The following is a 25,274-nucleotide window of genomic DNA, read 5'->3' as shown; positions in this document are numbered from 1 at the left end:
GGTCAAGTCTGACATTCGGACACGACCTCCTCCGTAACGGCCGCTACGGAAGGGGCCGTGTCCGAATGTCAGACTTGACCCCCGCTTATACTGACCGTTCCGATTGAGGCAATGTTGCAAGTGTGATAGTTTGCGACATTACCTCAGGGGAGCCGTTCGATGGAATTCCTTTTGTTTATCCTCGGCGTGTTCACGCTGAGCGTCGCATGGCGCGCGCGCACGGAAGCGAAGCAGGCGCGCAAGATCGCCTCGGAATTGCAGCGCGAAGTGGACGCGCTGCGCGCGCTGCAAACGACGATGCAGCGCACCGCCGCGCCGCCGACAGCACAGCAAACTCCTCCGCAAGCAGCTCCGGCTGCGCGCCCGGCTGCGCCGCCTGCTGCGACGGCCTTGCCGACGCCGGCACCGGTCGAGCCCCCCGCGCCCGCCGCGCCATCCCCCCGCCCCGCTCCCATCGAACCGGCCGCGCCGCCGGCGCCCCGGCCCGAGCCCACGCCGCCGCGCTGGCTGGTGGCCGCCAAGGCCTGGCTCTTCGGCGGCAACCTGGTCGCCAAGCTCGGCTTGCTGATCCTGTTCATCGGCGTCAGCTTCCTGCTGAAATACACGGCCGCCCGCGTGACGGTGCCGATCGAATTCCGCCTGGCCGGCATCGTGCTGGTGGACATCGCGCTGCTGGCCTGGGCCTGGCGCATACGCCTGAGCCGTCCGGCCATCAGCCTGCCGGTGCAGGGCGCGGCGCTGGCCGTGCTGATGCTGGTGACCTTCGGCGCGTTCCGCCTGTACCAGCTGATCCCCGGCTCGCTGGCCTTCGCGCTGCTGTTTGTGCTGACCGTCTTCACCTGCCTGCTGGCGGTGCTGCAAGACGCCATGTGGCTGGCCATCTTCGGCATCGTCGGCGGCTTTGCCGCGCCCATCCTGGCGTCCACCGGCGGCGGCAGCCACATCGGACTGTTCTCGTACTACGCGCTGCTCAACGCCGGCGTGTTCGCGCTGGCCATGCTGCGCTCGTGGCGCCCGCTGAATCTGCTGGGCTTCGCCTTCACTTTCGCCATCGGCACCGCCTGGGGCGTACTGCGCTACGCGCCGGAAAATTATCTGTCGGTGCAATGGTTCCTGCTGCTGTTCTTTGCCTTCTACGTCTCGATCCCGCTGGCCTATGCAAGCCGGCAATCGGTCAAACTGAAAAACTATGTCGACGGCACGCTGGTGTTCGGCACGCCGATGCTGGGCTTCGGCCTGCAGTTTGGCCTGGTGCGCGGCTACCCGTTCGGCGTGGCCTACTCGGCGCTGGCGCTGGGGCTGTTCTACATCGTCCTGGCCACCGTGCTGCGCCGGCGCGACAAGGTCGCCCTGCTGGCCGACGCCTTCCTCGCGCTGGGCATCGTGTTCGGCACCCTGGCGATACCGTTCGCACTCGACGGCCGCTGGACGTCCGCCGCCTGGGCGCTGGAAGGCGCCGGCATCGTCTGGATCGGACTGCGCCAGAAGCAAACGCTGGCGTGGATGTTCGGCCTGCTGGTGCAAGCGGGCGCCTGGCTGTCGTTCTTCGGCACCGTCAGCGGACTATCGCCGCAAAGCGCGCTGGAGTCCAATCTGTGGCTGGGCTTCATCCTGCTGTCGATCACCGCCTTCCTGATGGCGACCCGCTTCCGCGCGCAGCAGGACAGCGGCACCAAACTGTTTGCCGCGCTGGCGGCGCTGTTCCTCGCGTTCGCATCGATCTGGCTGGTGGCCGGCGCCTGGACCGAGATCTTCCTGCGCACCGACGGCGCCAGCCAGGCCAACCTGCTGGTGGTCAGCGCGCTGGTGGCGGCGGCGGCGCTGTACTTCATCGCGCGCAAGATGGCGTGGCTGCTGGCGAGCGGCTTCGCCCTGGTTGCGCAGGCCGTCGCGGGCGTGATGCTGGCCATCCTGGCGCTGACGCAATGGAACTGGCTCGCCGCGACACCCGACCTGTTCGACCGGCCGATACTGGGCGCGGCCATGATCTGCGCCGGCGCCCTGTTCAGCAGCTGGGCGCTGATGCGCCACGACGGCCAGCAACCCGGCAGCGCCGGCTACGGCCTGTCGCGCCTGACGATGCTGTGGGCCGGCCTGTGGTGGTTCGCCCTGATCCTGCCCGACTTGGCGGGCTGGCTGTCGATCCGCTACCAGATCATGAGCACCGGCAGCTGGACCAGCGACGACATCCTCGGCCCCGGCATCTACGGCATGCTGATCGCCGCCGGCACCGTGGCGATCGTCAAGCTGGCGCGCCGCCTGCAATGGCGCAGCCTGCGCGCGCTGACGGCGCCGGCCTGGGTCGCGTTGGCCGTCGCCAGCGCACTGATGCTGGGCGGCCTGTATTTCGACAAGCGCCTGCCCGCCGCATCCACCTGGCTGGCCTATGCCGCGTTGTGGCTGGTCGGCGAATGGCTGTTGCGCATCTGGCCCGCCAGCGGCTGGATGCTGCGCGACATCCCTCTGCAACTGCTGCACATCGTGCGCACCGGCGGCCCGTGGCTGATGATCTGGCCGGTCGCGGCGATCTGGATCACGCGCTGGCTGCACGGCGCCAGCAGCGCCGAGGCGCAGCTGCTGGCCGACGCCGGCTGGCAGACCAGCGCCAGCTGGGCGCGCTTCATTCCGGCCTGGCTGATGATGGCCGCCGTCGGCTGGCTGATGCGGCGCAGCCGCGCCGGCGGCTGGCCGGTCGCGCCGCTGGCCGCATGGTACCGGCGCCGCCTGATCCCGCTGGCGTGCGGTTGGGCGCTGCTGCTGGTGGCGGTCTGGAACCTGTCGCAGAACGGCGCCATGGCGCCGCTGCCCTACCTGCCGTTGCTGAACCCGCTGGACCTGACGACCTGCTTCGCCATGCTGATGGCCTACGGCTGCTACCGCCTGCTGCGCGACATGGACGCCGGCGGAACGCTGCGCCACAAGCTGATCGCCTCCCGGCCGCCGAACTGGGTGGCGCCGCTGCCGCTGCTGGCCGCGCTGGCCGGCTATGGCTGGCTCAACCTGGCGCTGCTGCGCACCGTTTCCAACTACATGAACGTGCCGTACCAATTCGACGCCATGTTCGCGTCGCAGTTCGTGCAGGCGATGCTGTCGCTGGTGTGGAGCATCACGGCGCTGCTGATGATGCGCTATGCCGCCAGGCGCGTGCTGCGCGCCGTCTGGATAGGCGGCGCGGTGCTGCTGGCCCCGGTGGTCGCCAAGCTGTTCCTGGTCGACCTGTCCAACGTGGGCGGCGTCGAGCGCATCGTTTCCTTCGTCGGCGTGGGCGCGCTGATGGTCGGCATCGGTTACCTGGCGCCCTACCCTACAGAAACGGAAAAGAAATGAAAAACATCCTGATCGCGGCAGTGGCCGCATCGACCATCGCATCGGCGGCGGCCAGCGACACGCCGCAGGACTACACCCACCTGCTGCCGCTGACCGCCGGCGCCAAACAGGGCGTGCTGCAAGTGCGGCTACCGAAAGACGTCTACCTGCATGCGCGTTCGCCATTGCTGGACGACGTGCGGGTATTCGACGCCAGCGGCGCCTTGCAACCGTTCGCGCTGCGCACGCCGGCGCCGGCGACGCGCACCAGCCGGCGCGAGCTGCCGTCCGCCATCTTCCCGCTGATGAGCACGGCCGCATCGGCCGGGCAGCTGGACCTCGATGTCAGCACGGCCACCGACGGCCGCCTGCTGTCGGTCAAGGTCCGTCCCGACAACGCGCGCGACCAGGCGACCCAGCCGCCGCACTTGGCGGGGCTGGTGCTCGACCTCGGCAAGGATGCGGCCGCCACGCCGGTCAGCGCGCTGCGCTTCACGCTGCCGTCCGGCCAGCGCGAGTACAGCGCACAAGTCTGGCTGGAGACCAGCGCCGACATGAAGCACTGGGACACCGTCGGCGCCGCCGACCTGAACTGGCTGGTCAACCAGGATGCGCAAACGCTGTCCAACGACCGGCTGGAGTTCGACGCGCGCAGCTTCCGCTATGCCCGGCTGAACTGGCGCAGCGGCACGCCGATCCAGTTCGCCGCCATCGCGGCCGAACAGCTGGTCCACGCCGATGTGGCCCAGCCCACCGAGCAACTGCTGCTGCAGGCGGCAGCAGGGAGACAGGCGCAGGACCTGGTCTACGCCGTGCCGCCGGCCGTCGCGCCAAGCAAGGCCGGGCTGCAATTCAGCGAAGCCAATATTGTGTTGTCCGGCACGCTGGGCAGCTATCGCGAACTGCCGGCAAGGCAAGCCGGACAAGGCCCGGCCTGGCGCTTCGATCCGCTCGCCAGCGCGACGTTCTACCGCATCGCGCAGGGCGAGCAGGTGCGCAGTTCGGGCGACATCGAGGTGCCGCCGGTGCATGCGACGCAATGGGTGCTGCGGACCACGGCGCCAGCAACAGCAAGGCCCGCTTTGCGATTGAGCTGGCCGCCGGCCACGCTGATTTTCCTCGCCAACGGCAACGGGCCCTACACGCTGGCGGTCGGCCGCGAGCGCGCCATACCGGTGGTGCGCGAGTTGAGCCAGGTCGCGCCCGGCTTCTCCGATGCGGAATTGCAGAAGCTGGAACCAGCCAGCGCCGGTCCGGCCAGGCAGCAGCAAGGCAGCGGCGCGCAGGACGCCACCGCGGCACTGAGCGCGGCCAGCGCCGCCCGGCAGCGCCTGGTGGTGCTGTGGGGCGTGTTGCTGCTGGGTGTGGCCGTGCTGGCGTTTATGGTTTGGCGCCTGCTGCGCCCATCACGTTCATGACGGCCAGGGTCATCGCCTGGGCGGCGGTCTTGATCGACGGTTCCGGCACCGGCGCGTAGTACGGCGAGTGATTGAAGGCGATCGGCTTGCCGCCCGGCCTGGCCGCTTCGGCCACCGCCTTCGGATCGTAGACGCCGGTGAAGAAGAACATGCCCGGCACACCTTCGTTGATGTAGGCCGAGAAATCTTCGCTGGCCGTCATCGCCGGCATGCGCGAGACGTTGGCCTCGCCGAAGGCTTTCTTCAACACGCCCTCGGTGCGCTTGACCAGCGCGTCGCTGTTGTCGATCGCGGCGCCGCCGGTGATCAGCTCGACATCGGGCGCCGGCGCGTCGGCCATCGCGGCCGCGGCATTGGCGACGCGGCGCACGCCGGCCAGCAGTTTCGCCCTTACCTCCGGGCTGTATGAGCGTATCGTGCCGCGCACGCGCACGCTGTCGGGGATGATGTTGCCGACCGTCCCGCCGTTGATCGCGCCGATGGTGACGACGCCGAATTCCTTGGGATCTTTCTCGCGGCTGACCACGGTCTGCACATCGACCACGAAGCGGGCGGCGATGGTGATCGGATCGAGCGCCTTGTCCGGCGCCGAGCCGTGGCCGCCGCGGCCCTTGAAGGTGATCTCGATGGCGTCCGAGTTCGACGACACCGGACCGCTGTTGTAGCCGATGGTGCCGTGGGCCAGCGGCCAGGTATGCAGCGCGAAGGCGTAGTCCGGTTTCGGGAAGCGCTTGAACAGGCCGTCGTCCAGCATGGCCTTGGCGCCGCTGACGGTTTCCTCGGCCGGCTGGCCGATGAACATCAGGGTGCCCTTCCACTGCGACTTCAGCGCCACCAGCGCGCGCGCCGCGCCCAGCCATGCGGTCATGTGGACGTCGTGGCCGCAGCTGTGGGCCACCATCGTATCCTTGCCTTCCAACAGCGCGTGCGCCTTGCTGGAATAGGCGTAGCCGGATTTCTCCTCCATCGGCAGGCCGTCCAGCTCGGTGCGCACCAGCACCGTCGGGCCGGCGCCGTTCTTGTAGATGGCCACCACGCCGGTCTTGCCGACCTTTTCCGTCACCTCGAAGCCGATCGCGCGCATCTCGGCGGCCAGCTTGGCGGCCGTGCGCTCTTCCTGGAAGGCGATTTCGGGATGCGCGTGCAGATCCTTGTAGATCGCGTCGAGCTTGGGATACATGCCGTTGATCTGGCTGGCGACGGCGGAGGCGTCCTGCGCCTGGGCGGCGTGGACGATCAATAGTGCGGCAAGCGGGAGCAGCTTCATCGGTGGCTTCCTGGTCTGGGGATAAGCAAACCAGCATACCACCACAGCGGGGGTCAAGTCTGACATTCGGACACGGCCTCTGCCGTAGTGGACACTACGGCAGAGGCCGTGTCCGAATGTCAGACTTGACCCCCGCGATCAGGCTGTATGCAACTTCATCGTGGCGGCGTCGAACTTGCCTTCGACGATGAGCGGCATCACCAGCAGCGACTTGTCGATCGCTTGCTCGATCAGCTCCTGGTCTTCGCGGCGCGGGCGGTGCAGCACGAAATCGGCCACCTGCTGCGCCAGGCTGAGCGTGCGCGGATGGCCGATGCCCAGGCGCAGCCGCCAGTAATCCTGCGTGCCGAGCGCGGCGGTGATGTCCTTCAAGCCGTTGTGGCCGCCCGAGGAGCCGCCTTTTTTCAGGCGCGCGGCGCCGGGCATCAGGTCCAGCTCGTCGTGCACGACCAGCACCTCGTCCGGCAGGATCTTGAAGAAGCGGCACAGCCCGCCGACCGACTGGCCGGAACGGTTCATATACGTCTGCGGTTCCAGCAGATAGACTTCCTGGCCGGCGACCGCGCCCTTGGCCATCAGCGCGTTATACTTGGTCTCGCGTTGCAGGCGGGCGCCAATGTCGTTGGCGAGCTTGTCCACCAGCCAGAAGCCGGCGTTGTGACGGGTTTGTTCGTATTCGGGGCCGGGATTGCCGAGGCCGACGATGAGGCGTATAGGCATGACGTGAGGTCGTTAAAAGAGAAACGTGATTATCGCTTAAAAACAAAAACCCCCGCTGGCATGAAGCACTGGCGGGGGTTTTCTGCTGCAGCCGCCCGCAGGCGGCGTCAGTGATTACTTCTTGGCTTTAGCAGCTGGCTTAGCGTCAGCAGCCGGGGCTTCAGCGGTTGCAGCGGCTTCAGCAGCTACGTGACCGGCAGGTACCGAAGCGGTAGCGATGGTCAGGTTCGAACCGTGGGTGAGCGCGGTCACGCCAGCTGGCAGGACCAGGTCAGCGATGTGCAGCGAGTGACCAACGTCGATGTTCGACAGGTCAACGGTGATGAACTCTGGCAGGTCTTTTGGCAGGCACGAAACTTCGATTTCGTTGGCTACGTGGCTGATGGTGGCGCCGTGCAGTTTGACTGCTGGGGACACGTCGGCGTTAGCGAAGTGCAGAGCCACTTTCATGTGCACTTTGGCGTTTGCATCAACGCGCTGGAAGTCAGCGTGCAGAACCAGTTGCTTGAACGCGTGGACTTGGAAGTCGCGCAGCAGAACTTGCTGGGTGACGCCGTCGATTTCCAGATCCAGGATCGACGAGTGGAAGGCTTCTTTTTTCAGCGCGTGGTACAGCGCGTTGTGATCCAGCGAGATGGTCACTGGCGCTTCGGTACCGCCGTAGATGATGCCAGGGGTTTGGCCCGAATTGCGCAGGCGGCGGCTCGCTCCGGAACCTTGCAATTCGCGTTTGAATGCAACAACTTTCATGTGTAACTCCAAAAATAACAGGGCTCGCGCCCCGTGTTATGAAGCCCCCGCGACCAGGGTGCTTCGAAAATGAGCTGACTGCGCTCATGAAACTGGGAAGTACAACGGCGCGCCCTGCATATTTACAGGGCGCGCCGTCAAAAACTGGCTAAATCGTTTATCTTTAGTCGATAAACAGGGAGATCACGGAATCGCCCTTGATAATGCGTTTGAACGTCTCGGCCAGCAGCGGTGCGCAGGTCAGCTGACGGATCTTGCCGCAAGCCTTGGCCGCGTCGGACAGTGGAATCGTGTCGGTCACGACCAGCTCGTCCAGCGACGAATTGGTGATGCGCTCGATTGCCGGGCCGGACAGCACTGGGTGGGTGCAATACGCGATGACTTTCTTCGCGCCGCGCTCTTTCAGCACTTCGGCGGCCTTGACCAGGGTACCTGCGGTGTCGACCATGTCATCCATGATCACGCAGTTACGGCCTTCGACTTCACCGATGATGTTCATCACTTCAGAAACGTTGGCCTTAGGACGACGCTTGTCGATGATGGCCAGGTCGCAGCCCAGGCGTTTTGCCAGGGCGCGCGCACGTACCACACCGCCGACGTCCGGCGATACCACCAGCAGATCCTGGTAGTTCTTCTTCTGCAGGTCGCCCAGCAGAATTGGCGAAGCGTAAATATTGTCGACCGGGATATCGAAGAAGCCCTGGATCTGGTCTGCGTGCAGATCCATGATCAGGACGCGCTCGACGCCCGCTTCTTCCAGCATGTTGGCGACGACTTTAGCCGAGATCGCAACGCGCGCCGAACGTGGGCGGCGGTCTTGACGGGCATAGCCGAAGTAAGGAATAGCTGCGGTGATACGGCCAGCGGACGCGCGTTTCAGAGCGTCGACCATCAGGATCAACTCCATCAGGCTGTCGTTGGTCGGGGCACAAGTCGATTGCAGAACGAAGACGTCTTTACCGCGGACGTTTTCGTTAATCTCAACCATCACTTCGCCGTCCGAGAATTTCGAAACGTTTGCCTTGCCGAGAGGGATGCCGAGATTTTTAGCGACTCCTTCTGCCAATGCAGGATTAGCGTTGCCGGTAAAAACCATCAGGTTTTCGAAAGCCATTGGGAGTCCCAGAGATAGTCGATGAAAATTTTTGAAAAGTCGCCAGCGAAAACCGCGTGGCGCTGTACTTAGAACTTAGGGTATGGTTCGCGCTGGGGCGATGCCATCTTTGCTCTACCTGGCCGGAGACAACTTGCGCCTCGACGGATCCAGATACAAACGAATGGCAGGGGAACAAGGATTCGAACCTTGGTATGCTGGAATCAAAATCCAGTGCCTTAACCAGCTTGGCGATTCCCCTACGCAACTGACTGCTTGTCGTTACATGGCCGGTATTTTACAGCCATTTTCACGCTAAGCCAAATTTTTTTACCGCCTCACAACTTTTCGATGATCGGGTGGCGTTCCAGCGCTTTTGCTTTCCAGGCCTTCCACTTCGCCGGTACTTTTGCAAGCACCGCATCCGCTTCGTTCTCGGTTGCTACCGCACTGAACACACAAGCACCGGAGCCAGTCATCCTGGCGTCACCGTAAGCACCGAGCCATTCTACCGCCTCTGCTACCGGAGGGAATAACTTCGTTGCTACTTGCTGCAAGTCGTTCTTTCCAAACCCTGTTAAACCGATTCGATTTTCGAGGTGGCTGGAAAAGTCCGTTATTATGACGACCGGAGTATCCCTTGTCAAATATTCTGAGCAAAAAATTGCAGCGGTCGGCACCGCGACGCCCGGCTCGATGACGACATACCAACAATCCGGCGCTGTTACCGGCTGCATCGCCTCCCCCACCCCTTCGGCAAAGGCGGTCTGGCCGAAGATGAAGAAGGGGATGTCCGCGCCCAGCGGCAGGCCCAGCGCCATCAACTCTTCCTTGCTTAGACCGGCCCGCCACAAATGGTTCAACGCCATCAGCGTGGTGGCCGCATCGGACGAGCCGCCGCCCAGGCCGCCGCCCATGGGCAGGATCTTGTCGATGGCGATGTCGACGCCGGCCGGCAGCGCGCCGGTGCGGCGCAGCACCTCGGCTTGCAGCAGCCGCGCGGCGCGGACGATCAGGTCGCTCTCTTCCGGCACGCCGGGCAGGTCGGTCACGCGGCGGATCTGATGGTCGCCGCGCAGCTCGAAATGCAGCGTGTCGCCGTGATCGATCAACTGGAAGACGGTTTGCAGCAAATGGTAGCCGTCGGCGCGGCGGCCGTTCACGTGCAGGAACAGGTTCAACTTGGCCGGAGCCGGGCAATTCTTCAGACTGGTCATGGTGCTTCTTATTCCGCGGTTGGACGGATGGCGATGCGTATCGTCAGGTCATCGACCTGCCCCGCGCCCAGGCGCGTGAGGTCGATGCGTTTCGGTTGCGGCACAGGTGCCGCGCCGTTGCCTTGCAACGGCTCCTGCCAGGTGGCGTATTCGACTTTCCAGCCGTCGCGCGTGACCACCGTGTCGTTGGCCGGCGAGGCGACGAAGCGCTTGCCGCTGGCGTCGGTGGCGTAGCCTTGCAGCCATTCGCGCAGGCCGGACACCGGCAGCGTCCAGCCCAGCGTCTGCGTGGTCAGGCTGTCGAGGTCGGGCGCGCTGCGCGGCTCCTTGCCGCTTTGCTTCAGCGTCGCCAAACCCGGCGTGACGTTGATGACGGCGAGAACCTGGCCGGTCGGCGAGATCAGGCTGACGTCGGTTGCTGTCTTGGTCTGCTGCCAGGTGAACTTGCCGGTCAGCGATTCGCGTTTGCCGTCCTTGCTGTAGTTGATGGCGATGCCGCCGCCCAGCTCGATGCGGTCCTGGTAGGGCGCGACCACATCGGCCGAGCGCGGTGCGGAGGTGGTGGCGCAGCCGGCCAGCACGGAGGTCGCCAGCGCGGCGGCCAGCATGGCGGCGGGCGCGCGGCGGCGCAGCTTGAATAAGGTCATCAGGTATCGCTTACAGACTTAGTTTCAAACGGGCGAGCGTGCTTTTCAGCGCGTCGTTCTTCGGGTCTTTGGTTTGCGCTTCCTGCCACATCTGCTGGGCGCCGATCGTGTCGCCCTTGACGAACAGTACTTCGCCCAGGTGGACGGCGATTTCAGGATCGCCGCGCAGGGCGTAGGCGCGGCGCAGCAAGGCTTCCGCTTCGTTCAGGTTGCCCATGCGGTACTGCACCCAGCCCATGCTGTCCATGATGAAGGGATCGCCCGGCGCCATCTTCATGGCCTTGTCGATCAGCGAGTAGGCTTCCGGCAGGCGCTCGTTGCGCTCGGCCAGCGAGTAGCCCAGCGCGTTGTAGGCGTGCTGGTTGTCGGGCGCGGCGATCATCACCTGGCGCAACGCCTTTTCCATCAGCTCCACCTGGCCCAGCTTTTCGGCGATCAGCGCGAAGTCGTACAACAGGTCGGGATTGTCCGGATAGCGCTTGACGGCGTTTTCCAGCACGACGTATGCGGCGCGGTGGTCGCCGGCATCGCGCAGGATTTGCGCGTCGGCCTGGAAGATCTGCGCCTGGTCGACGGCTTCGGTCGGCTTGAGCTCGGCCAGCTGCTTGCGGGCTTCATCGACATTGCCTTTGCGGGCCGTCAGCTGCGCCATCTTCATGCGCGCGGCCAGATAGATTTTTTCATCGGAGCCGTCGACCTTGTCCAGCCAGTTGTAGGCGGCGTCGACGTCGTTACGCTGCTCGGCGATCTGCGACAGTATCATCAGCACCTTGGACGGGTCGCGCTCGTCGCTCGGATGATCGGCCAGCACTTTGACGAAATCGGTGAAGTACTTTTCCGCGTTAGGGATGTCGTTGGTCTGCATCGCTATCACGCCCAGCGCGTACAGCGTGGACAGGTTGTCCGGCTGCTCTTTCAGCAGGGTCAGGAATTCCTTACGGGCGGGTTCGGTCTGCTTGGCGTCGACCAGGATGCGGGCGTAGGCGGCGCGCACTTCACGCGACTTCGGATATTTTTCCAGGAAGACGGACAGCACTTTCAGCGCGGCATCGATATCGCCCGACACTTGCGCCGTGGTCAGGATGGCCAGCTCGGAATCGGGTTTGATGCGCAGCGCCTGTTCGGCCTCGGCGCGGGCGCGCTCGTTGTCGCCCAGCGCGAAGGCGCCCTGCGCCAGGATCAGGTGGCTTTCCAGCGTGTCGCTGTACGGCGCCAGCACGCGGTCTTCCAGCGCGAAGGCGGCGTTCTTGTCCTTGGCGCGCAGCAGGAATTGCTGCATCTGGAACATGGCCAGCGGACGCGCCTGCGCCGGCGCGGCCTTCAGGCGTTCGACAAAGATCTGCTCCGCCTCGCCCAGGTCGTCGTTGACGACGGCGAAGCCGAGGAAGTATTGGGTGGCCTCGTCCGAGTCCGGCGCCAGGCTGCGCCACAGGCGGATGGCCGACAGCGCTTCCGGGCCCTGCTTGGCGGTCAACGCCATCTCGGCGGCGCGGCGCGCCAGGCGCGGATCGCGCGTTTGCTGCGCCAGCGCCAGCATGGTGATGTAGGCGCCCTGCCACTGCCCCTGTTTGAATTCCAGCTCGGCCTTGGTGATGCGGAACAGCATATCGCTGGTCAGCTCGACATCGGGCAACGCCTCCTCGGCCTTCGCCGGCGCCGCGGCGACCGGCGCAGGGCTGTCCGCAGCCGCGTCGGCAGGCGCCGCAGCGGCGGACTCCACCTTTTTTTGCGGCGCGACGGCGCACGCGGACAGCAAGGCGGAGAGGGTTACAATGGCGAAAGCGTTTTTCAAGGGAAGATCCTGGCAAGTCGGCAAAAGGTACTGATTCAATCGGATTCTACGCGCAACACACCGATTGCGTCTTTTGATAGTGGACTGTAGCGCTTAAATTGGGAGCGAAGGACGCGCAGGCGGCGCGCAGGGCAAGGCGCAAAGCGCAGCGATAGCGAGCTATCGCGAGCATTTGCAACGCCGCCCTGCGCGTTGCCTGCGCGGCAAGCGCTTCCGATTTAAGCGTTACAGTTCACTAGTGTAACCAAATATTCCGCCACGACCAGAGTCAGCCGCCTCAATATTTCGACAGTTTGCGAACCAGATGCCAGAATTACCAGAAGTTGAAGTCACCCGGCGCGGCGTTGCGCCGCATATCGAGGGGCGCACCGTGCATCAGGTGGTGCTGCGCCGCGAAGGCTTGCGCTGGCCGTTTCCGGCGCAGCTGCCGCAGCTGCTGGCCGGCCACCAGGTGCTGCGCACCGGCCGCCGCGGCAAATACCTGCTGGTGCATTTCGACCATGGCACGCTGATCATCCACCTCGGCATGTCGGGCCACCTGCGCATCATGCCGTCCGACATAACGCCGGAAAAACATGATCATTTTGACCTCGTGGTCGAAACCCCGGACGGCCTGCGCGTGCTGCGCATGAAGGATCCGCGCCGCTTCGGCGCGGTGCTGTGGCACGACGCCGCCGACGGCTTGCTGGAACACCACGCGCTGCTGCGCGAGCTGGGCGTGGAGCCGCTGGAGGCTGGCTTCAGCGGAAAATTGCTGTACGATCAAACCCGGCAGCGCAGCGCGCCCGTCAAGCAGGTGCTGCTGGCGGGCGATATCGTTGTCGGCGTCGGCAATATTTATGCTTCGGAAAGCTTGTTCCGCGCCGGCATCAATCCGAAGACACCGGCCCGGCGCATCAGCCTGGCGCGCTACGACAAGCTGGCCCAGGCCGTGCGCGAGATCCTGGCCGAGGCCATTGTCCAGGGCGGCAGCACCTTGCGCGATTTTATTAGCGTCAACGGCCAATCCGGGTATTTTCAGCAGAGTTATTTCGTCTATGATCGTGCAGGTGTCCCCTGCAAGGTGTGCGCGGCGCCGATACGGCAGATCAAGCAGGGGCAACGGTCCACGTTCTACTGTGTGAATTGCCAAAAATAAGGGCGGAACATGATGGTCAGGGATTTCGAACAATACAGCGCCTGGCGGCAAGGCGTCGTCACGGCGTTGAAAGAGTATCAAGCCTGGGTGGCCGGCGCGTCCCTGACCGACGCCGCCACCGACCAGCGCATCGTGCGCACCCTGGCGCGGCTGGCCGACGATAAATTGTCGGTGGCCTTCGTGGCCGAATTCTCGCGCGGAAAATCCGAGCTGATCAACGCCATTTTCTTTGCCGACTACGGCCAGCGCATCCTGCCGTCCGCCGCCGGCCGCACCACCATGTGCCCGACCGAGCTGATGTACGACGCCAGCTTCGCGCCGTCGATCCGCCTGCTGCCGATCGAGACGCGGGCCGAGAACCTGTCCACCAGCGACTACCGCGACCAGCCCGCCGCCTGGACCGTGCTGCCGCTGAACCTGGACGCCGGCGCCGACATGCACGAGGTGTTCAAGCAGGTCAGCATGACGCGCCACGTGCCGGTCGAGGAAGCCAAGCGCTACGGCCTGTACGACGAGGACGATCCCGACATGCCGGTGACGCTGGACGACGCCGGCCTGGTCGAGATTTCGCTGTGGCGCCATGCGATCATCAACTTCCCGCATCCGCTGCTGAAGCAGGGCCTGGTGATCCTCGACACGCCGGGCCTGAACGCGATCGGCACCGAGCCGGAGCTGACGCTGAACCTGATCCCGAATGCGCACGCGGTGCTGTTCATCCTGGCCGCCGACACCGGCGTGACCAAGAGCGATATCGAAGTCTGGCGCAACCACATCGGCGCCGGCGCCGGCCGCCTGGTGGTGCTCAACAAGATCGACAGCATGTGGGACGAACTGCGCAGCGAGGCCGAGATCAACATCGAGATCGAGCGCCAGCAAGCCAACGTGGCGCACGTGCTGGCGCTGGAGCCGCGCCAGGTGTTCCCGGTGTCGGCGCAGAAGGCGCTGGTGGCCAAGATCAACCAGGACCCGGCGCTGCTGGAGCGCAGCCGCCTGCAGACCTTGGAAGGCGCGCTGTTCAACGAGCTGATTCCGGCCAAGAAGGAAATCGTGCGCAAGCAGCTGAGCGAGGAATTGCATGCGCTGAGCACGGCACAGCTGGCGATGGTCAACGCGCGCAGCCGCGGCGTGGTCGAACAGCTGCATGAGTTGAAGGGTTTGCGCGGCAAGAACCAGAGCGTGATCGCCCACATGATGCGCCGCATCGATGTGGAGAAGAAGGAGTTCGACGCCAGCCTGTTCAAGCTGCAGGCCACGCGCGCCGTGTTCACCCGGCTGTCCACCGAGCTGTACACCAGCATGGGCATGGACATCGTGCGCGACGACATCGAACTGGTGCGCCAGGAGATGCAGCGCAGCCGCTTCTTCACCGGCGTGCGCGAGGCGGTGCGCAACTACTTCGAACGCATCCGCGCCAGCCTCGACGCGGCCGAGCACAAGACGGTGGAGATCAGCGAGATGATGGGCGTGATGTACCGCCGCTTCTCCAACGAGCACGGGCTGACCTTGGCCTTGCCGATGCCGTTTTCGCTGGCGCACTACCGCGAGGAGATCGAGGCTATCGAGGCGATCTATTACAAGCAGTTCGGCACGGCGACCTTGCTGACCACCAGCCGCGTGGTGTTGATGGAGAAGTTCTTCGACACCATCGCCTCGCGCGTGCGCGGCTGCTTCCGCGCCGCCAACAACGATGCGGAGGCGTGGCTGAAGGTGATCATGGCGCCGCTGGAGGCGCAGATCCGCCAGCACAAGGATCAGTTGAAACACCGGCTGGCGTCGATCCAGCGCATCCACGATGCGACCGACAGCCTGGAACAGAAAATCGACGCGTTCGAAGGCAGCCAGCAGGAGCTGGAGACGCAGAAGGCGCGGCTCAATGAATTGGCGGGGCAGATCAGCATCGCCATCAATGCGGAATTCGTGGCGCTGGACGCCGCCGCTTAGAGTTTAGGAAAAGAATGAAAGTTGTAGCAGGTGAGAATTTTACGGATCCCAGTTTCTCGGCCGATCTGATCGGCTGGCAAAAAGTGCATGGACGCCATGTGCTGCCGTGGCAGAACACGCGCGACGCGTATCTGATCTGGCTGTCGGAAATCATGTTGCAGCAGACGCAGGTGTCGGCGGTGCTGGGTTATTACGCGCGCTTCCTGGAGCGCTTCCCTACCCTGCGCGACCTGGCTTGCGCGCCGGTCGAGGATGTGATGGCGCAGTGGAGCGGCCTGGGCTACTACACCCGGGCGCGCAACCTGCACAAGTGCGCGCAGCGCGTGGTGGCGGAGTACGACGGCGTGTTCCCTGCCGATCCTTTGCTGTTGGCGGACTTGCCCGGCATAGGCCGTTCGACGGCGGCGGCGATCTCGGCGTTTTCCAGCGGCACGCGGGCGGCCATCATGGACGGCAACGTCAAGCGCGTGTTCGCGCGCGTGTTCGGCATCGACACCTATCCCGGCGAGCGCAAGACCGAGGAGATGATGTGGCGCCGCGCCGAGGCGCTGCTGCCGGAGCAAGGCATCGAATCGTACACGCAGGGCTTGATGGACATGGGCGCGACCTTGTGCACCCGCAGCAGTCCTTCGTGCGAGCGCTGCCCGATGCAGCCGCGCTGCGTGGCGTTTTCCACTAACCGCACCAAGGACCTGCCGGTGCGCAAGCCGAAGAAGGTCAGCCCGGAAAAGCATGCGGTGATGCTGGCGATTATCGACGGCGGCCAGGTGCTGCTGGAACAGCGTCCACCAAGCGGGATATGGGGCGGTTTGTTGTCGCTGCCGGAGCTGGACGGCCATCTGCTGGCCGAGGACGATGAAGTGGAAGCGGTCGATGATGCCGCGTTGATGCTGGCGGTGGGCAAGTTCGGCGAGATGGAATCGCACGAGCGGCTGTCGACGGTGACGCACGTGTTCACCCACTACAAGCTGCACATCGCGCCCTACCGCGTGACCCTGGCGCGCCGCTTGACGATGGCGGCCGAATCCGGCCACGTCTGGTACGACGCCGCCAAAATCCCCGACGCCCCGCTACCGGCGCCGATCAAGAAACTGCTATTGGAACTGGTAGGCGACAGCAAGGCCGCGCAGCAAAGGATGTTCTAAGGCCAGATCTTGACGACGCCAAGCACCACGCTGGAAATGGCAACGATGGTTGCAAGAGACCAACGCATCATATGTTTCTCAAGCTCTGCCATCTGCAACCTCAGCGCCGCGATTTCACCGCTCAGTTTATTTTCCACCGCAGCCAAATCCTCTTTCGTCACATAATTGGATTGGATGACGGCTAGCCGTCCGTCCAGCCTGGCGAAATCCTCCCTGCTGGCGAACTGGCTGCGCGTGGCGGATACCTCAGCCGCAAGCGAGGCCACCTCGATCTCCACCGAGGTCAGCCGCCGGTCCAGTTGTGCGATTTGCTCGTCCATCGAGCCATCATGCGCCGAACACCGTTGACGCTCAAGACCGCACGATTGAGCCCACTCAAAGCTCGTCGAGCGAGAACAGGCGGCGGTGTTCGCGGATGGCGTAGCGGTCGGTCATGCCGGCGATATAGTCGGCGATCTTGCGCGCCTGCTTGCCGACGTCGCCCGATTTGTCCTGGTAGTCCGGCGGCAGCAGCACCGGCTCGGCCATGAACGAGTGGTACAGCTCGCGCACGATGCGGCTGGCCTTCACCCGCATGCGGTTGACCTTGTAGTGGCGGTAGAGATTCTCGCGCAGGAAGCGCTTGAGCTCGGTCGCGTCCTTGCGCATCGGATCGGAAAAGCGGATCAGCGGCGGCGCGGTGCGCACCTCGTCCAGGCTCTTGGGCGCGGCGTCGGCCAGCAAGGCGCTGGAGGTGGCGATCAAATCGTCGGCCAAGGCGGTGATCAGGCGGCGCAGCGTTTCATAGATCGCGCGCCGGCCCGACAGGCCGGGGAACGTCACCTGCACGTCGCGCCACAGCCGCGCAAAAAACTCCACCTGCTCCAGCTGCTCGATGGTGATCAGGCCGGAACGCAGGCCGTCGTCGATGTCGTGGCTGTTGTAGGCGATCTCGTCGGCGAGGTTGGTCAGCTGCGCCTCCAGCGACGGCTGGGTGCGGTCGATGAAGCGCTGCGCCACCGGCCCCAGCAAGCGCGCATTGTTCAGCGAGCAATGCTTGAGGATGCCCTCGCGGGTCTCGAACATCAGGTTCAGGCCGTTGTAGGCGCCGTAGTGTTCTTCCAGCTCGTCCACCACGCGCAGGCTTTGCAGGTTGTGCTCGAAGCCGCCGTGGTCCTGCATGCATTCGTTGAGCACGTCCTGGCCGACGTGGCCGAACGGCGTGTGGCCCAGGTCGTGCGCCAGCGAGATCGCTTCCACCAGGTCCTCGTTCAGCCGCAGGTTGCGCGCCAGCGAACGGCCGATCTGCGCCACCTCCAGGCTGTGCGTCAGCCGGGTGCGGAACAGGTCGCCCTCGTGGTTGAGGAACACCTGGGTCTTGTATTCCAGCCGGCGGAAGGCCGAGGAATGGATGATGCGGTCGCGGTCGCGCTGGAACTGGCTGCGCGAGGCGTGCGCCGTTTCGTCAAAGCGGCGCCCCGCGCCGCCCGCCGAATGGGCCGCGTAAGGGGCGAGGTATTCGTCGGGCAGCATGGTGCTCCTGCGCTTAGATGCTGGCGGCCAGCGTGGCCAGCAGCAGCTCGTGCGGCGCGTTGGTGATGCTCGGCGCGCCCAGCGGTTTGAGCAGGATGAACTTGATGGCGCCGCCCTCGTTCTTCTTGTCGACCTCCATCAGCTCCAGCCAGCGCTCGGTGCCCAGGTCGGGCGCCTTGACCGGCAGGCCGGCCGCCACCACCAGCGCGCGCATGCGCGCCACGGTGGCCGCGTCGACCAGGCCCATGCGGTGCGACAGGTCGGCCGCCATCACCATGCCGCAGCCGACGGCTTCGCCGTGCAGCCACTCGCCGTAGCCCAGGCCGTTCTCGATCGCGTGGCCGAAGGTGTGGCCGAAATTCAGGATGGCGCGCAGGCCGCCTTCGCGTTCGTCCTGGCGCACCACGTCCGACTTGATCTCGCACGAGCGGGCGATGGCGTAGGCCAGCGCACTCTTGTCGCGCGCCATCAGCTTGACGATATTGGCTTCGATCCAGTCGAAGAAGGCGGCGTCGATGATGGCGCCGTGCTTGATCACTTCGGCCAGGCCGGCCGACAGCTCGCGCGCCGGCAGGGTTTCCAGGGTCGAGGTATCGGCGATCACCGCGCGCGGCTGGTAGAACGCGCCGATCATGTTCTTGCCCATCGGATGGTTGATGCCGGTCTTGCCGCCCACCGAGGAATCGACCTGCGACAACAAGGTGGTCGGCACCTGGATGAAATCGACGCCGCGCATATAGCTGGCGGCCGCGTAGCCGGTCAGGTCGCCGATGACGCCGCCGCCCAGGGCGATCAGCGTGGTCTTGCGGTCGGCCTTGGCGGCCAGCAGCGCATCGAAGATCTGCATCAGGCTGGACCAGTTTTTATATTCTTCGCCGTCCGGCAGCACGATGGACGTGACTTGCTTGCCGGCACGGCGCAAGCCGGCCTCGACCCGCTCCAGGTACAGCGGCGCGATGGTGGTGTTGGTGACGATGGCGACCTTGTCGCCGTTGACGTGACGCGCCAGCAGCATGCTGTCTTGCAGCAGCGCCGGACCGATCGAGATGGGGTAGCTGCGCTCGCCCAGCTCGACATTTAACAGGATGGTGGTTTCTTCGTTCATCGATGGTTCGGCTTGTGTGACGCAGTTGGGCGAGGCTACGCAAGCCCGGGTTTCCAGCTGGGTCAGGATGGATTGAACCATCGATTGTACGTTAGGTCGGCCGGTATCGATGACGATATCGGCAATTTCCATGTACAAAGGATCACGGGTGGCCATCAATTCTTCGAGTTTTTTGCGCGGATCGGCCGTTTGCAGCAGCGGCCGGTTCTTGTCGTGCGCGGTGCGTTGCAGGATGCTGTTGACGGTGGCGCGCAGATAGATCACGGTGCCGCGCTCCTTCAGGTAGGCGCGGTTGTCCGGGTTCAGGATGGCGCCGCCGCCGGTGGCCAGCACCAGGTCGGGCTGGGCGGTCAGCTCGCGGATCACGTCCGCCTCCCGCCGGCGGAAGCTTTGTTCGCCTTCAATTTCAAAAATCCACGGGATCGAGGCGCCGGTACGGGCCTCGATCTCGTGATCGGAATCGATGAAACGCAACCCCAGCTTGCGGGCCAGGATGCGGCCGATGGTGGTTTTTCCTGCCCCCATCAGGCCGACTAGAAACACATTAGGCATGAACGTTAATTATTGTTGCTACACGAAGTTGAGGTGCCATACGGGCTGGTGTAACCCGGCGGCCGCACAGTTTTCGTCGCGTAATCGACCGCGGCGCCCGGCAAGTGTACCAGAGCCGTATAGGAAGACTCAGTGCCATTTGCCTGGCCGCGCACCGTCAGGTTCAGATCGAGCCAGTAGGCGTTGTCCTTGGTATAGGTCAGCGAGACCAGAGCCTGGCCCTTGGCGTCGGTGGTCACATTGGTTGTGACGGTGACCGGAATGCCAGGGGTCAGTGTGCCACTGCCGTTGAAATCCTCGCCGGCGTCCAGGATGCCGTTGCCGTTGGCATCCTCGTTGGCGCAGTCAAGTTTGCTCGCCGGTTGCCATGGGCCCTGTGGCTCGGGGAAGAACATGATGCCCTTGAAGTAAGTCAACGGCAGTGCCGACGCGGTCAGTTTTACGCCCGGCACCGCGTTGCCGGCGGCATCGGTCACCAGGATCGAGTAGTCGAGCTGGTACAGCGTGGTGGTGTCGGTCGGAATGATCACGGTATTGCCGGTGCCGGCGCTGATGAACAGCGATTTCTGCGCCACCGTCAGGCTGGCGATGGCGCTGGCTTTGGAACCGGCAACCAGCTTGGCCTGCACCTGCACGCCATTCAGGGCCGACGGATTGCTGCCGGCGATAAAGCTGACGGTGGCGGCACCGTCGGCGCCGGTGGTCACCACGTTAGGCTGGCTCAGAGTGCCGCCGCTCGGGTCGGCAGCGATGGTGAAGGCCACGGTGGCGTTCTTGACCACATTGTTAAGTGCGCTGCCGTCACGCACCACGGCGCGCAATGTGGCCTGCTGGGTCGTGATGCCCTTGGGATTGACGCCGATCACCGCCGGGTCGGCCTGCACCGAAATGGTGGCAACATCGGTCAGCGGCGCGACAAACTCCAGGTCGGTCTGGGTATTGAGCGTGCCGGAAGTGGCCGTCAGCGTGGCCACACCAGGGCCGCTGGCGTTGACGTAGGCGGTGGCGGCGCCGCCGCTCAATGCCATCGATCCGCTGAGCTTGGTGGTGCAGTTGGCATTGCTGTACACGTCGCCGCGCGAGGTGTTGATGATGACGCTGGCGGGCGAGCTCGGCCCCCCGGTCACGGCAACCTGCTGGCAGCCGCCGATGTCGGCGACGGTTTCCACATTGCCTTTGAGGTCGAGCACCTTGATCGCAAAAGTCGAGGAATTGATGACGATGCCGACCGTGGCGATCTCACCGCCGGCGCGCACAGTGATCTGGTCTGCCGTGCCGCTGGACGCCGCATAGGTCAGCACCAGCTGGCCGGCCGAATTGGTGACGGCGGCGCCGCCGTTCTTGACGGTCAGCGAGTTGGAGTTGGAGCCAAAGGTCACCGCCTTGTTGATCAAGCCATTGCCGGCCGAATCGACCAACTTAAGGGTGACGTCGGCGCTGGAGCCGACATTGATGGTCGGTTGGGCGTTGATAGTCAGCTTGTTGCCGGTCACGGGGACCACGGTGGTCTTGGCCACTGCCCCCGGCGCGCTCGCGGTGACTTTGATATCGCGCGAGGTTGGATCGTCTCCAGTGCCGAGCTTGGCGGTCGCCCTGCCCTGAGCGTCGGAGACGACGTTGGCCAGCGAAAGGTTGCCCGAGTCGGCCTTGAGGTTGACGTTCACGCCGGCCATCGCGGCGTTGTTAGAGTCGCGTACCAGCACAATCACATCGACTTCGCTGCCGGCCGTGCCGACCGAGGCCAGCGAACCGGCGGAGGTGGTCAGCGTCAGGCTGGGCACGGCGCTGACCACGTCGACCTTGATCTCGGTCGACTTGACCGCGCCATTGTTGGCGCTGGCGCTGATGGTGATGGTGCGGGTGCTGCTGTCGCCCTTGACGCTGAGCTTTTCAATCACCTGGCCGGAGTTGCTGGTGATGCGGTTGGTGCTGCTGATGGTGCCGGAGCTGGCGCTGAAACTGACCGTCTCGTTCGCCAGCGCATTGCCGCCGGCGTCCTTGACGATGGCCGTCAGCGTCACCTCGGTGCCGTCCAGGCCGGACGAGGCGATGGTGTTCGCGCTGGCCGTCAGCACCACGGAAGCCGCCTTGGACGGCGTCACGCCGTTGCCGTTGGCGCCGGCCGAACCGCCGCCGCCGCCGCAGGCGGACAAGACACTGGCGCATGCCAGCAGGGCCAGCCATCCGGTGATTTTTTTCATGATGCGAATTCCCCTAGGGTTCAAAAATAAGCTTGTGAAACGTGCGCTTGCGATACGGTGCGGCGGCCGGTCTAGCGGGTCGACAGCCGCTCGGCGACGATCTTCGGCGTGATAAAGACCAGCAATTCTGTCTTGTCGTTGGTACGGGTGTTGCTGCGGAACAGATAGCCGAGCACCGGCACATCGCCCAGCAGCGGCACCTTGGTGGTGGTGTTGCGCTCGGTCTGCTGGTAGATGCCGCCCAGCACCACGGTGCCGCCGTTCTCGACCATGACCTGGGTCTTGACGTGCTTGGTGTCGATGGCGAAGCCGGCGCGGGTTTCCTGGCCGACGCTGTCCTTGTTGACGTCGACGTCGATGACGACGTTGCCGTCCGGCGTGATCTGCGGCGTCACTTCCAGCCGCAGGTTGGCCTTGCGGAACATGATCGAGGTGGCGCCGCTGCTGGTGGCCACCTGGTAAGGCAGCTCGATGCCCTGCTCGATCAGCGCGATCGCCTTGTCGGCCGTGATCACGCGCGGGCTGGAGATGATCTTGCCGGTGCCGTCCGCTTCCAGCGCGGACAGTTCCAGGTTGAGGAAGCGGTTGGCGGCCGACGAGAACAGGCTGATCGCCAGGTTGCCGGCCTGGGCGCCGTTGATGTTGGCGGCCGGCAGGTTGATGAACTGGCTGTTGCTGTAGCTGGCGTCGGAGGCCTTGATCTGGCCGGTCGTCTCGCCCACGCCGTTGATGTTGCCGCCGATGGCGACCCGGGTGTTGCTGGTGCCGAGCTGGTAGCCGGAGTCGCCGCCGCGCTGGGTGCGCAGGTCGGCAAAGCCGAGCTTGGCGCCGAGGTTGCGGGTGAAGGTGTCGCTGGCCTCGACGATGCGGGCCTCGATCAGCACCTGCTTGGAGGCGATGTCGGTCTTGGCGATCAGCTTGCGGATGTCGTCCAGCTTGGAGGCGATGTCGGTGACGAACAGCTGGTTGGTGCGCGGCTCGATGATGGCGCTGCCGCGCTTGGACAGGATGCGGTTCTTGCTGTCGCCGCCGCCCTCCAGCCCGAACACGGTCTTGAAGGCGTCGGCCTTCTGGTAGTTCAGCTGGAAGATCTCGGACTTCAGCGGTTCCAGATCGGCGATCTGGGCGCGCTGCTCCAGCTCCAGCTTTTCCTTGGTCAGCAATTCTTCCTTGGGGGCGATCCACAGCACCGAGCCGTTCTTGCGCATGTCCAGGCCCTTGGCCTGCAACACCACGTCCAGCGCCTGGTCCCACGGCACTTCCTTCAGGCGCAAGGTCAGGTTGCCGCTGACGCTGTCGCTGGTGATGATGTTCAGGCCGGAGATGTCGGCGATCGCCTGCAAGGCCGCGCGCACTTCGACGTTCTGGAAATTGAAGGACAGCTTTTCGCCGCGATAACCCTGGGTGCCCTGGGTCAGCTTGTTCGGGTCTTCCTTGATCGGCTTGACGTCGATCACCAGCTGGGTGTCGCTCTGGTAGACGGTCTGTTCCCACAGGCCGCGCGCCTCGATCGTCATGCGCGTGTTGTCGCCCTGCGGCACGGTGGTGACCAGCGCCACCGGGGTGCCGAAGTCGCTGACGTCGAGCCGGCGGCGCAGGCTTTCCGGCACGCCGGTCTTGAGGAAATCGACCACCACCCCGGTCGGGGTCTGGCGCACGTCGACCGCCACCTGGCTGTTGGGCAGGTCGACCACCACCCGGCCTTCGCCGTTGGCGCCGCGGCGGAAGTCCATGTCGCGCAGCAGTTGACGCCCGGGCGGCAGCGCCGGCGCGGCCACCGCCACCGGCAAGCCGCGGGCGTCGACCGCCTGGGCCAGGCCGCCGGAACCGTCGATGGTCAGGATCACGGCGTTGCCGTCGATGGCGGTGGCGTAGTTCAGGCTGCGCTTCAGGTTGAACACCAGGCGCGAGCGCTCGCCGGCCTGCACCACGTTGACGCCGCGCAGGTCGCCCAGGCTGAGCTCCTGCACGGTCTTGCCGGTGGCGTTGGAGGTGGCGCCGAAGTCGAGCGCGATGCGCGGCGGATTGGTGATGGCGAAGCCGATCGGCAATTTGCCGGGCGCGTTCTTCAGCGCGATCTTGACGATCACGTTCGAACCCTGCTGGTTGGCGGTGATCGATTCGATGGCGTTGGACGGCGCCGCGTCCGGCGCGGCCTGGGCGCGGACCACGCCGGCCAGCTGCATGGCGAAGGCGAAAGCGAGCACCGGCATCCAGCTGGCGACGGCCAGGGCGCGCCGGGGCGTGATGTGAGCGGTCATTTGGTGTTCTCCTTGCTTTCCTGCAATTCCAACTTGGACATGCGTTCGACCCAATCGCCGCCCGCATCCTGTACGATTTCCTTGACGCTGACGCTGTTGTCGTTGATGGCGGTGATCAGGCCGAAATTCTGGCCCACGTGCTGGCCGACGACCACGTGGTGCAGGTTGCGGTCGACCTGCAACAGCCCGTACAACACGCCTTTCTGCTGCACCGTGCCGACCATCTTGACGGTGTCGAGCGGGAAGCTCTCCAGCAACTCCTTGCGCCGCTCCGTATCGGGCTTGATGCCGTTGCTGCCCCTGGCCGAGGCCTTGGCCAGCTCGGCCAGCAGCTTGTTGGGATTGAAGGGGTCGATCGCCTCGGCCTGGGCGTAGGCGAAGGGGATGAAGGTCTTGGGCTCGGCCAGCGGCGGCACCGCCACCTTGGCCTGGGAATCGACCTGCTTCATCCAGGCGCGCACTTCCTGCACGTCGCTGTCGCCGCAGCCGGCCAGCAGCGCCAGCACGGGGACCAGCAGCATCGCGGGGATCGGGGTTCTCATGATTTTTTCGCCGCCTTTTTCTTGTCGGCGGCGGCCTTGCGCTGGGCGCTGACCTCCTCGGGGTCGAGGTAGCGGAAGGTCTTGACCACCGCCTCCAGGGTCAGCACGCCGTCCTTGCCGGTGTTCAGGCTCATGTTGTTGAGCGTGACGATGCGCGACAGGTTGGCCATGTTGCCGGCGAAGGCGCCGATGTCGTGGTAGCTGCCGGTGACGCGGATGTCGATCGGCAGTTCGGCGTAGTAGTCCTTGACCACCACCTGGGCCGGCTTGAAGGACTCGAACTGCAAGCCGCTGCCGGTGCCGGCGCGGCCGATGTCCTTGAGCAGCGCGTCCATCTCGGCCTTGCTCGGCAGCTGCTTCTGCAAGCGGTCGACGTACTGGTCGACCTGCATTTTCTGCGCCCGCAGCGCTTCCAGGTTGACCGCCTGCGCGGTCTTGAACTTGTACTCGTCGCGCAGCTTGATTTCGGCCAGGGCGCCGGCTTCCTGTTCGTCGAACTGCGAGCTCCAGTAGCCGAAGTAACCGGCCGCCACCACCGCCGCCGTCACGCCGATGCTGCACAGCAGGCGCGGCGCCAGCGGCCACTGGCCCGGATGGCGGTCGCCGAGGTTGCGGAACTGGTCGGCCAGTTGCGCGCCCAGCAGATTGAGGTTCAGCTTGGCCATGG

19 protein-coding genes and 1 tRNA gene are annotated in these 25,274 nt (G+C 64.8%); 5 read left to right on the top strand and 15 right to left on the bottom strand.

The window, feature by feature from the left end; genetic code table 11:
• Window positions 1–159: 159 nt before the first annotated feature.
• Both AC1RMD_RS22830 and AC1RMD_RS22825 read left to right on the top strand, forming a co-directional pair.
• Entirely contained in the window at window positions 160–3,327 is a 3,168-nt protein-coding gene (locus AC1RMD_RS22830; protein ID WP_492929666.1) for a DUF2339 domain-containing protein, read from the top strand.
• Window positions 3,324–4,724, top strand: coding sequence for a DUF3999 family protein (locus AC1RMD_RS22825; RefSeq protein WP_492929664.1), 1,401 nt, complete (start codon window positions 3,324–3,326; stop codon window positions 4,722–4,724). Before AC1RMD_RS22830 ends, AC1RMD_RS22825 begins: the two co-directional genes overlap by 4 nt.
• On the opposite strand, the gene AC1RMD_RS22820 is transcribed toward AC1RMD_RS22825, so the two are convergent.
• The 8 genes from AC1RMD_RS22820 to AC1RMD_RS22785 all read right to left on the bottom strand — a co-directional run bounded on the left by AC1RMD_RS22820 (window position 4,687) and on the right by AC1RMD_RS22785 (window position 12,210).
• On the bottom strand, window positions 4,687–5,991 hold the full coding sequence (locus AC1RMD_RS22820) for an amidohydrolase (RefSeq protein ID WP_492929662.1): 1,305 nt from the start codon (window positions 5,989–5,991) through the stop codon (window positions 4,687–4,689). The genes AC1RMD_RS22825 and AC1RMD_RS22820 overlap by 38 nt on opposite strands.
• Before the next feature lie 138 nt (window positions 5,992–6,129).
• Window positions 6,130–6,711 carry an aminoacyl-tRNA hydrolase gene (pth, locus tag AC1RMD_RS22815; RefSeq protein WP_492929660.1) on the bottom strand — a complete coding sequence of 194 codons (582 nt, stop codon included), beginning with the start codon at window positions 6,709–6,711 and terminating at the stop codon, window positions 6,130–6,132.
• 114 nt (window positions 6,712–6,825) lie between these two features.
• Window positions 6,826–7,461: a 50S ribosomal protein L25/general stress protein Ctc gene (locus AC1RMD_RS22810; RefSeq protein ID WP_492929658.1), complete on the bottom strand. Its 636-nt coding sequence runs from the start codon at window positions 7,459–7,461 to the stop codon at window positions 6,826–6,828.
• Between the two features lie 163 nt (window positions 7,462–7,624).
• Complete coding sequence (locus AC1RMD_RS22805) at window positions 7,625–8,575, bottom strand: ribose-phosphate pyrophosphokinase (RefSeq protein WP_026334886.1); 951 nt, start codon at window positions 8,573–8,575, stop codon at window positions 7,625–7,627.
• A 164-nt stretch (window positions 8,576–8,739) separates the two neighbouring features.
• A tRNA-Gln gene (locus AC1RMD_RS22800) sits at window positions 8,740–8,816 on the bottom strand.
• 76 nt (window positions 8,817–8,892) lie between these two features.
• Window positions 8,893–9,771 (bottom strand): 4-(cytidine 5'-diphospho)-2-C-methyl-D-erythritol kinase, encoded by an 879-nt coding sequence (gene ispE / locus AC1RMD_RS22795; RefSeq protein ID WP_492929656.1) that lies wholly within the window; start codon window positions 9,769–9,771, stop codon window positions 8,893–8,895.
• Window positions 9,772–9,779: 8 nt separating this feature from the next.
• The gene (locus tag AC1RMD_RS22790) at window positions 9,780–10,418 is read right to left on the bottom strand and encodes a lipoprotein insertase outer membrane protein LolB (protein WP_492929654.1); all 639 of its coding nucleotides are present in this window, start codon (window positions 10,416–10,418) and stop codon (window positions 9,780–9,782) included.
• 10 nt (window positions 10,419–10,428) lie between these two features.
• Window positions 10,429–12,210 carry a tetratricopeptide repeat protein gene (locus AC1RMD_RS22785; RefSeq protein ID WP_492929652.1) on the bottom strand — a complete coding sequence of 594 codons (1,782 nt, stop codon included), beginning with the start codon at window positions 12,208–12,210 and terminating at the stop codon, window positions 10,429–10,431.
• Window positions 12,211–12,514: 304 nt separating this feature from the next.
• Between AC1RMD_RS22785 and mutM the strand changes: the two genes are divergently transcribed.
• From mutM to mutY, 3 genes are read left to right on the top strand one after another with little or no spacing between them, the layout of a single operon-like run.
• Window positions 12,515–13,348, top strand: coding sequence for a bifunctional DNA-formamidopyrimidine glycosylase/DNA-(apurinic or apyrimidinic site) lyase (gene mutM / locus AC1RMD_RS22780; protein WP_492929650.1), 834 nt, complete (start codon window positions 12,515–12,517; stop codon window positions 13,346–13,348).
• Between the two features lie 12 nt (window positions 13,349–13,360).
• Window positions 13,361–15,289, top strand: coding sequence for a dynamin family protein (locus AC1RMD_RS22775; RefSeq protein ID WP_492929856.1), 1,929 nt, complete (start codon window positions 13,361–13,363; stop codon window positions 15,287–15,289).
• Between the two features lie 14 nt (window positions 15,290–15,303).
• On the top strand, window positions 15,304–16,434 hold the full coding sequence (mutY, locus tag AC1RMD_RS22770) for an A/G-specific adenine glycosylase (protein ID WP_492929648.1): 1,131 nt from the start codon (window positions 15,304–15,306) through the stop codon (window positions 16,432–16,434).
• Here the strand turns inward: mutY and AC1RMD_RS22765 are convergent.
• From AC1RMD_RS22765 to AC1RMD_RS22735, 7 genes are all read right to left on the bottom strand, one after another.
• Window positions 16,431–16,754: a hypothetical protein gene (locus AC1RMD_RS22765; protein WP_492929646.1), complete on the bottom strand. Its 324-nt coding sequence runs from the start codon at window positions 16,752–16,754 to the stop codon at window positions 16,431–16,433. The genes mutY and AC1RMD_RS22765 overlap by 4 nt on opposite strands.
• Before the next feature lie 55 nt (window positions 16,755–16,809).
• Window positions 16,810–17,946 carry a deoxyguanosinetriphosphate triphosphohydrolase gene (locus AC1RMD_RS22760; RefSeq protein WP_492929644.1) on the bottom strand — a complete coding sequence of 379 codons (1,137 nt, stop codon included), beginning with the start codon at window positions 17,944–17,946 and terminating at the stop codon, window positions 16,810–16,812.
• Between the two features lie 13 nt (window positions 17,947–17,959).
• Window positions 17,960–19,603, bottom strand: a complete 1,644-nt coding sequence (gene aroKB / locus AC1RMD_RS22755) for a bifunctional shikimate kinase/3-dehydroquinate synthase AroKB (RefSeq protein WP_492929642.1) — start codon at window positions 19,601–19,603, stop codon at window positions 17,960–17,962.
• 5 nt (window positions 19,604–19,608) lie between these two features.
• Entirely contained in the window at window positions 19,609–21,804 is a 2,196-nt protein-coding gene (locus tag AC1RMD_RS22750; RefSeq protein ID WP_492929640.1) for a beta strand repeat-containing protein, read from the bottom strand.
• A 71-nt stretch (window positions 21,805–21,875) separates the two neighbouring features.
• Window positions 21,876–24,065 carry a type IV pilus secretin PilQ gene (locus AC1RMD_RS22745; RefSeq protein ID WP_492929638.1) on the bottom strand — a complete coding sequence of 730 codons (2,190 nt, stop codon included), beginning with the start codon at window positions 24,063–24,065 and terminating at the stop codon, window positions 21,876–21,878.
• A complete protein-coding gene (locus AC1RMD_RS22740; protein ID WP_492929636.1) occupies window positions 24,062–24,607 on the bottom strand; it encodes a pilus assembly protein PilP in 546 nt (181 codons plus the stop codon). The genes AC1RMD_RS22745 and AC1RMD_RS22740 overlap by 4 nt, the downstream gene beginning before the upstream one ends.
• Window positions 24,604–25,272, bottom strand: a complete 669-nt coding sequence (locus AC1RMD_RS22735) for a type IV pilus inner membrane component PilO (RefSeq protein WP_492929634.1) — start codon at window positions 25,270–25,272, stop codon at window positions 24,604–24,606. Before AC1RMD_RS22735 ends, AC1RMD_RS22740 begins: the two co-directional genes overlap by 4 nt.
• Window positions 25,273–25,274: the final 2 nt, after the last annotated feature.

The organism is Duganella sp. GW822-FHT06D06, assembly GCF_058799615.1.
This window is presented reverse-complemented; position numbering and strand designations above follow the sequence as displayed.

Coding starts and splice junctions, on each gene's coding strand:
- ispE (WP_492929656.1), bottom strand. CDS start 9,771: ATGACCAGTCTGAAGAATTGCCCGGCTCCGGCCAAGTTGAACCTGTTC.
- AC1RMD_RS22805 (WP_026334886.1), bottom strand. CDS start 8,575: ATGGCTTTCGAAAACCTGATGGTTTTTACCGGCAACGCTAATCCTGCA.
- AC1RMD_RS22820 (WP_492929662.1), bottom strand. CDS start 5,991: ATGAAGCTGCTCCCGCTTGCCGCACTATTGATCGTCCACGCCGCCCAG.
- AC1RMD_RS22830 (WP_492929666.1), top strand. CDS start 160: ATGGAATTCCTTTTGTTTATCCTCGGCGTGTTCACGCTGAGCGTCGCA.
- AC1RMD_RS22740 (WP_492929636.1), bottom strand. CDS start 24,607: ATGAGAACCCCGATCCCCGCGATGCTGCTGGTCCCCGTGCTGGCGCTG.
- AC1RMD_RS22825 (WP_492929664.1), top strand. CDS start 3,324: ATGAAAAACATCCTGATCGCGGCAGTGGCCGCATCGACCATCGCATCG.
- AC1RMD_RS22765 (WP_492929646.1), bottom strand. CDS start 16,754: ATGGACGAGCAAATCGCACAACTGGACCGGCGGCTGACCTCGGTGGAG.
- pth (WP_492929660.1), bottom strand. CDS start 6,711: ATGCCTATACGCCTCATCGTCGGCCTCGGCAATCCCGGCCCCGAATAC.
- AC1RMD_RS22760 (WP_492929644.1), bottom strand. CDS start 17,946: ATGCTGCCCGACGAATACCTCGCCCCTTACGCGGCCCATTCGGCGGGC.
- AC1RMD_RS22745 (WP_492929638.1), bottom strand. CDS start 24,065: ATGACCGCTCACATCACGCCCCGGCGCGCCCTGGCCGTCGCCAGCTGG.
- AC1RMD_RS22750 (WP_492929640.1), bottom strand. CDS start 21,804: ATGAAAAAAATCACCGGATGGCTGGCCCTGCTGGCATGCGCCAGTGTC.
- mutY (WP_492929648.1), top strand. CDS start 15,304: ATGAAAGTTGTAGCAGGTGAGAATTTTACGGATCCCAGTTTCTCGGCC.
- mutM (WP_492929650.1), top strand. CDS start 12,515: ATGCCAGAATTACCAGAAGTTGAAGTCACCCGGCGCGGCGTTGCGCCG.
- aroKB (WP_492929642.1), bottom strand. CDS start 19,603: ATGCCTAATGTGTTTCTAGTCGGCCTGATGGGGGCAGGAAAAACCACC.
- AC1RMD_RS22775 (WP_492929856.1), top strand. CDS start 13,361: ATGGTCAGGGATTTCGAACAATACAGCGCCTGGCGGCAAGGCGTCGTC.
- AC1RMD_RS22810 (WP_492929658.1), bottom strand. CDS start 7,461: ATGAAAGTTGTTGCATTCAAACGCGAATTGCAAGGTTCCGGAGCGAGC.
- AC1RMD_RS22735 (WP_492929634.1), bottom strand. CDS start 25,272: ATGGCCAAGCTGAACCTCAATCTGCTGGGCGCGCAACTGGCCGACCAG.
- AC1RMD_RS22790 (WP_492929654.1), bottom strand. CDS start 10,418: ATGACCTTATTCAAGCTGCGCCGCCGCGCGCCCGCCGCCATGCTGGCC.